This is a genomic window from Actinosynnema sp. NPDC023658 (assembly GCF_040639995.1).
Classification (GTDB): Bacteria; Actinomycetota; Actinomycetes; order Mycobacteriales; family Pseudonocardiaceae; genus Actinosynnema.
In genome coordinates this window covers 5,852-12,689 of the sequence record NZ_JBFAAX010000148.1, presented here as the reverse complement: position 1 = coordinate 12,689, position 6,838 = coordinate 5,852, and the positions used below count along the sequence as shown (strand labels likewise).

General features: G+C 73.4%; 6 protein-coding genes. 2 read left to right on the top strand and 4 right to left on the bottom strand.

What is annotated here, in order from left to right; all coding sequences use genetic code 11:
- Positions 1-47: 47 nt before the first annotated feature.
- Positions 48-215 (bottom strand): hypothetical protein, encoded by a 168-nt coding sequence (locus tag AB0G02_RS17795; RefSeq protein ID WP_360795197.1) that lies wholly within the window; start codon positions 213-215, stop codon positions 48-50.
- 377 nt (positions 216-592) lie between these two features.
- On the opposite strand from AB0G02_RS17795, the gene AB0G02_RS17790 reads away from it, so the two are divergent.
- Together AB0G02_RS17790 and AB0G02_RS17785 are read left to right on the top strand one after the other, a co-directional pair.
- Entirely contained in the window at positions 593-1,168 is a 576-nt protein-coding gene (locus tag AB0G02_RS17790) for a biotin transporter BioY (RefSeq protein WP_360795194.1), read from the top strand.
- Between the two features lie 135 nt (positions 1,169-1,303).
- A complete protein-coding gene (locus AB0G02_RS17785) occupies positions 1,304-3,235 on the top strand; it encodes an ATP-dependent DNA helicase (protein ID WP_360795203.1) in 1,932 nt (643 codons plus the stop codon).
- A 126-nt stretch (positions 3,236-3,361) separates the two neighbouring features.
- Here AB0G02_RS17785 and AB0G02_RS17780 read toward each other — a convergent pair whose 3' ends face one another.
- Genes AB0G02_RS17780 through serB form a run of 3 tightly spaced genes read right to left on the bottom strand, consistent with a single transcriptional unit; the run spans position 3,362 to position 6,742 of the window.
- Complete coding sequence (locus tag AB0G02_RS17780) at positions 3,362-4,771, bottom strand: phospholipase D family protein (RefSeq protein ID WP_360795192.1); 1,410 nt, start codon at positions 4,769-4,771, stop codon at positions 3,362-3,364.
- A gap of 46 nt (positions 4,772-4,817) precedes the next feature.
- Positions 4,818-5,501, bottom strand: a complete 684-nt coding sequence (locus AB0G02_RS17775; protein ID WP_360795200.1) for a peptidyl-tRNA hydrolase — start codon at positions 5,499-5,501, stop codon at positions 4,818-4,820.
- A 14-nt stretch (positions 5,502-5,515) separates the two neighbouring features.
- The gene (gene serB / locus AB0G02_RS17770; RefSeq protein ID WP_360795189.1) at positions 5,516-6,742 is read right to left on the bottom strand and encodes a phosphoserine phosphatase SerB; all 1,227 of its coding nucleotides are present in this window, start codon (positions 6,740-6,742) and stop codon (positions 5,516-5,518) included.
- Between the last annotated feature and the right edge of the window lie 96 nt (positions 6,743-6,838).

Sequence of the window (6,838 nt, the reverse complement as noted above, 5' to 3'; positions counted from 1 at the left end):
GCCCCGGAGGGCGCCTGGGGGCGGGCGCTCTCCGGGGCACACGCGCGCTACTCGTCGGACGCCGCTCGTCGTCCGCGGACCGCGCGGGTCGGGAGCGGGCCGGCCACCAGGGGCACCGCACCGGCCACCACCCACCGCGCGGTTCCGGCGCCGGGGGCCGTCGACGAGCCGGACGGGGTGACGTGGCCGGCGGAGACCGTGAGGCTGCCGCGCATGGAAGCTCCCCTCTCACCACGCCTTGTCGCGTAATTCCCCCTATCGGCGCTCCACTCCCGGGGTTAAGGGTTGCTGACCGTAAAGGGGGACGGCGTCCACTCGAACCGCCCAACTCGACCCACCGAACGTGGGCGTACCGCTCGAAAACACTTCACGTTGTCACTCGATCCGGGGGTGAGGTTCGCGGTGCGCACTTCCGATGACCACCAAGCAGCCCTTTCGGGTGATCCCCATTCGAGAAAGAGTCTCACTTTGTGGTGTCCGCCGCGCCCGCGCCGAACACCACGACCGGGTCAACTTTGTAGAGGTTCGACAAAGACCGAACGAGTGACCGCCGGTTAACCTCGCCGGGCAGTCGATCCCCTGGAGGTCCGAAGTGTCCGTCCTCGCCGTACCCGGCCGCCGCCCGGTCCTCGCCGACCTGGTCCCGGGCGCACTCGCGCGGGACATCGCCCTGGTCGTCGCGGGTGCCGGGTTGACCGGGCTGGCCGCCCAGGTCGCGTTCCCCGTGCCGGGCAGCCCGGTGCCGATCACCGGCCAGACGTTCGCCGCCCTGCTGGTCGGTGCGACCCTGGGGTGGCGGCGCGGCGGTGCGGCGATGGCGCTGTACCTGGTCGCCGGCGTGGCCGGTGTGCCGTGGTTCCAGGGCGGGTCGTCGGGCCTGCCCGCGTCGCTCGGGTACGTGGTCGGGTTCGTGTTCGCCGGTGCGCTGGTCGGCCACCTGGCCGCGCGCGGTGGCGACCGGACGCCGTTGCGCACCATCGGCACGATGGCGGTCGGCAACCTGGTGGTCTACGCGTGCGGCGTGCCGTGGCTGATGGCCGCCGCGGGCGTCGGTCTCGGCCAAGCGCTGCAGCTGGGCGTGACGCCGTTCCTGCTGGGTGACGTGCTCAAGGTGGCCCTCGCCGCGGGCGTCCTGCCCGCCACCTGGGTCCTCGTCGGGCGCGAGTAACCCGGCAGCCCGGTGACGGGGTCGGCGGGTACGGTCTTCGCCGTGCCCGCCACCACCGCGATCCCCGACACCAGGACGTTGCTCGCCGTCGCCGTGGAGGCGGTAGGCGGAGCCGAGCGCCAGGGCCAGGTCGACATGGCCGAGGCGGTCGAGCGCGCGATCCGGACCGGTGAGCACCTGGCCGTCCAGGCGGGCACGGGCACCGGCAAGTCGCTCGCCTACCTGGTGCCCGCGCTGCGGCACGCGGTGGCCGAGGAGTCGACGGTGGTCATCTCCACCGCCACGATCGCGCTCCAGCGCCAGCTCGTCGACCGCGACCTGCCCCGGCTGGCCAAGGCGTTGCGCAAGGTGCTCGGCCGCGAGCCGCGGTTCGCGATCCTCAAGGGCCGCCGCAACTACCTGTGCATGCACCGCCTGCACACCGGTGCGCCGGACGAGCCGGAGGACGCGGGCCTGTTCGACCCGTTCGCGGTGTCCAAGATGGGCCGCGAGATCAAGCGGCTGCACGAGTGGTCCTCCGACACCGAGACCGGTGACCGGGACGAGCTCGTGCCCGGCGTCACGGACCAGGCGTGGCGGCAGGTCTCGGTGACGGCGCGCGAGTGCCTCGGCGTGAACAAGTGCCCGATCGGCGTCGACTGCTTCGCCGAGCGGGCGCGGGCGCAGGCGGGCAAGGCGGACGTCGTGGTGACCAACCACGCGATGCTGGCCGTGGACGCGCTGGAGGGCTACCAGGTGCTGCCCGACCACGACGTGGTCGTGATCGACGAGGCGCACGACCTGGTCGACCGGGTGACGTCGGTGGCCACGGAGGAGCTGAGCGCGTCCCTCGTCGCCACGGCCGCGCGGCGCTGCGGGCGGCTCATCGACCAGAACGTGGCCGACCGGATGGCCGAGGCGAGCGACGGCCTGGCGATGATCCTGGAGGAGATGCCGGTCGGGCGGCTCGACAGCCTCCCGCAGGCGTTGGCCGGGGCGTTGCGGGCGACGAAGGACGCGGCGCACGCGTGCATCACGTCGTTGGGGCCGGAGCGCAAGGAGGACGTGGACGGCGCGACGTCCCGCAAGCTGGCCCTGTCGCTGCTGGACGACGTGCACGACTGCGCGACGCGGATCCTGGAGGCGTTCGACGCCGAGCACGACGTGGTGTGGGTGTCGGGCGACTTCGCGGACCGCAACAAGGCGCCGTCGCTGCGGGTGGCGCCGCTGGGCGTCGGCGGGCTGCTGCGGGAGCGGCTGTTCGGCAAGCGGACCACGGTGCTGACGTCGGCCACCTTGACGCTGGGCGGCACGTTCGACACGTTGGCGCGGCAGTGGGGGCTGCCGGCGGCGTCCGGGGCGCGCAAGGCCGAGGGGACGGCGACGGACAAGGAGCCGCCGTCGGACGTGAGCGGGCCGCGGTGGACCGGGTTGGACGTCGGCTCGCCGTTCGAGCACGGCAGCAGCGGGATCCTGTACGTGGCGCGGCACCTGCCGCCGCCGGGGCGCGACGGGCTGCCACCGTCCTACGTGGACGAGATCGAGGGTCTGGTCAACGCGGCCGGTGGGCGGACGCTGGGGCTGTTCTCGTCGATGCGCGCGGCGAAGGCGGCGGCGGAGGCGTTGCGGGGCAAGGTCGACCACCCCGTGCTGTGCCAGGGTGACGACGCCACGGGGCAGTTGGTGAAGCGGTTCGCCGAGGACGCGCGGACGTGCCTGTTCGGGACGTTGTCGCTGTGGCAGGGGGTGGACGTGCCGGGGCCCGCGCTGCAACTGGTCGTGATGGACCGCATCCCGTTCCCGCGGCCGGACGACCCGTTGGCGTCGGCGCGGCAGAAGGCGGTGGAGTCGCGCGGTGGCAACGGTTTCCTCACCGTGGCGGCCACGCACGCGGCGCTGCTGCTGGCGCAGGGAGCCGGGCGGCTGCTGCGTTCGATGAGCGACAAGGGCGTGGTCGCCGTCCTCGACTCGCGGCTGGCGACGGCCCGTTACGGCGGGTTCCTGCGCGCCTCGCTGCCGCCGTTCTGGACGACGTACGACCCGGAGGTCGTGCGGGCGGCGCTGAAGCGCCTCGACGCGGCCGGCTGACCGGTCGCCGTGCAGGGTGAAAGCCCAGGTCGCGTGTTCTGAGCGTTCAACTCGGGTGTCCTGGGCGTAGGACTCTCGCGTCGTGAACGTAGGACTCTCGCGACACGAACGTAGGACACGCGAGGGTCAGCCGTCGACGAGGAGGCCTCGGAGGGGGCCTTGCAGGCGGCCGGCTCGGCGGGAGACGCCCGGCAGGGCCGTGAGGCGGTGCTCGCCGGAGGACTCCAGGGTGCCGCGCCACAGGGTGTCCACGACCTCGTGCGCGGGACCGGAGACGTCCTCCAGCGGGAGCCGGAGGTGTTCCGACCACAGGCGCAGGCGGGTGTCGCGGGCCACGGCCGGGTCGTCGGTCACCACGTTGACCTCGGTGTCGTTGAACAGCGAGTGCTCGTTCAGGTTGGCCGAACCGATGCTCAGCCACCGGTCGTCCACCACGGCCAGCTTCGCGTGCACGTACACCGAGGAGGACGTGGCCCCGTCGTGCGACGACAGCGTGGCGGCGACCAGGCGGCGGTTGCCGTCGTCCGCGTCCAGCAACCGGCCGAGCTGGCCGCGGGTGGTGTCCGCGCCGTTGCTCGGCTTGCGCGGCAGCACCAGTGCCACCCGGAAGTCGGGGTGCGGGGGGTTGCGCAGCTTGTCCAGCAGCACCTCGGTCACCTCGGGCGACCACAGGAACTGGTTCTCGATGTAGACCAGCCGCGAGGCGTTGCGCAACGCCCGCAGGTACGAGTCGAGCAGGCTGAACTCGCCGCGCGGCGCGAAGTCGTAGGTCCGCTCGGGGATCGTGCGCACCAGCTGCGCGGAGGACGACCCGGCCGGGGCGGGCGGGACGACCTCGGGCAGCTCCTCCCCCGCCACCTCCTGCCACCGGGCGCGGAAGTGCTCCGCGACGTCCGCGACGATCGGGCCCTCCAGGCGGCTGCCGATGTCGTGCCAGCCCAGCGGTTCGCGGGGCGGGTGGGACGCCGTGTCGTGGCGGTCGCCCTCCACCGCGGTCAGGTCCATCCCGCCGACGAACGCCACCTCGTCGTCGATCACCACGATCTTCTCGTGGTGGCAGTGCATCGTCCGCTCCCGCGCGTCGAGCACGCAGGACACCGCGCTGTCGCGCATGAAGTCCCGCTGCGCCGCCAGCACCCGCTTCCGGGTCGGCTCGAACATCGGCACCGGCGGCCCGGCCCACAGCAGCACCCGCACCGGCACGCGTTCGGCGGCCGACGCCAGCAGCTCGCGCAGCGTCGGGGCGCCCGGCTCGCGGGTCAGCCGGAAGTCCGGGCTCGCGCACCACCCCGCCAGGTGCACGGACTTGCGCGCCGACCCGATGGCCGACGCGACGGCGGGCAGCACCTCGTGCCCGTCCACCAGCACCTCGACCCGGTTGCCCGACCGCACCGGGCGGCGGGGCGTCCACCAGCCGGCCTCGGGCGCGAACGCCGAGCCCCACCCGAGTTTGCGCAACCGTCTGCCGTGATGCGCGCACAGCAGGCTTTCGAGCCCGTCACCGAGCTTCTCGTCCACCACGTCCAAGAGACCCACGACGGGGATGGTTACCGCAAAACCGGCAAATCAAACGAACGAAACGTCAGCGCCGGTGCACGGCCACCGTCGCGGTGCCCGGCGCGACCTCCGTGTAGCCCGCGTCCCGGACCACGACGGCGTCCGGGCGGGCCACCAGGGCGTCCCACTCGGCCGCGGACGGCGTCCGCACGGCGCACCGGTAGTCCAGCGCCGCCCACTCCTTCAGCTCGGCGTCGGACAGGTGCGGCGCGAGCAGCATCGACGCGTGCCCGACCTGGGCCGCCGCCTTGCCCGCCGTCATCCCGACCCGCGGGTTCAGCCACAGCTCGTGCGCGCCCGGCGGCACCGGGCCCGGGGTGTCGAGCGGCAGCTCGCTGCCCGAGATCTGCAACCGGCTCAGCTCCTTGGGCAGGTCCACCACCCGCCCCGGCACGAACGCCCGCACGGACGCGCCGCCGACCACGACCGTCACGCCCGGCAACGCCTGCACGGCCTCCCAGTGCGCGCCCCGGGCCCGCCGCGTCACCTTCCGGATCCGCCCGCGCACCCACGCCACCAGCTCGTCGTGCCACTCGCCGCCGGGCAGGGCGCGGTCGTCCAGGCACACCGCGACGGCCGCCGCCGCGGCGGCCTCCAGCACGTCGGTCCGGGACGGCGGCGCGGACCGCTCGATCCGCAGCACCACCGGCATGGCCCGCACCGACTCCGGGTCCTCCTCGTCGGTCGCGTAGTGCCGGTCGACCAGCATCCTCAGGATCGGGTTCACAGCCGGTTCAGCTCCAGACCGTCCGCCGCGTCCGCGGCCTCCACCTCGGCCCGCGTCACGCCGAGCACGAACAGCACCGCGTCCAGGAACGGGTGCGACAGCGCGGTGTCCGCGACCTCGCGCAACGCGGGCTTGGCGTTGAAGGCGACACCCAGCCCGGCGGTGCCCAGCATGTCGATGTCGTTCGCGCCGTCGCCGACGGCCACGGTCTGCGCCAGCGGGATGCCCTGCTCGTGCGCGAACCGCCGCAGCGCCACCGCCTTGCCGGCCCGGTCGACGACCTCGCCCAGGACCCGGCCGGTCAGCTTGCCGTCCACGACCTCCAGCTCGTTGGCCGCGCAGAAGTCCAGCCCCAGCTCGTCCACCAGCCGCTGGATCACCCGCGTGAAGCCGCCGGACACCACGCCGCAGCGGAACCCGAGCCGCTTCAACGTCCGGATCGTCGTGCGCGCGCCCGGCGTCAGCTCCAGCGACGCCGCGACCTCGTCCAGCACGGACTCGTCCAGGCCCTCCAGCAGCGCCACCCGCCGCCGCAGCGACTCGGTGAAGTCCAGCTCGCCGCGCATCGCCGCGTCGGTGATCTCCTTGACCTGCGGCTCCACCCCGACGTGGGCGGCCAGCATCTCGATCACCTCGCCCTGGATGAGCGTGGAGTCGACGTCGAACACGACCAGCCGCTTGGCCCGCCGGATCAGCCCGGCGCGCTCCACCGCGATGTCCAGCCCGCCGCGCACGGCCACCTGGGCCAGCGCCGAGCGCAGCTGCGCGTCGCTCTCCGGGGTGTCGGCGGCCACGGAGACCCGCAGTTCGAGGCCGGTGACCGGGTAGTCGGCCACGCCCCGGATGGCGTCGATGTTCACGCCCAGCGACGCCAGCCGCCGCGCCACCTCGGTGAACGCGCGGGCCGTCACCGGGCGGCCGAGCAGGATCAGCACGTGGCTGGACTCCAGCCGCGCGGTCCGCTTCGAGTCCGCGCCGATCTCCACCTCGACCTGCATGGACACCGTCGCCATGGCCTGCTCGACGGTCTCCTGCAACCCCTCCGGGTCGTGGCCGGCGGATACGAGGACGCCGAGCACCAGGCGACCGCGGATGACGACCTGCTCGACGTCGAGGATCTCCACGCCGTGCCTGGTCAGCACCGCGAACAGCACCGAGGACACCCCCGGCTTGTCCGGTCCGGTGACCGTGATCAGGACGGGCGTGGCGCTGGGCTTGGTCACTGATGGCTCCTATGCCAGACAGCGGCGTGGCCCCGCGACCCGGAAAGGGGGGGGGGGGGGGCCCGTGTAACAGGGGGCAGGGTTACAACGTCACGA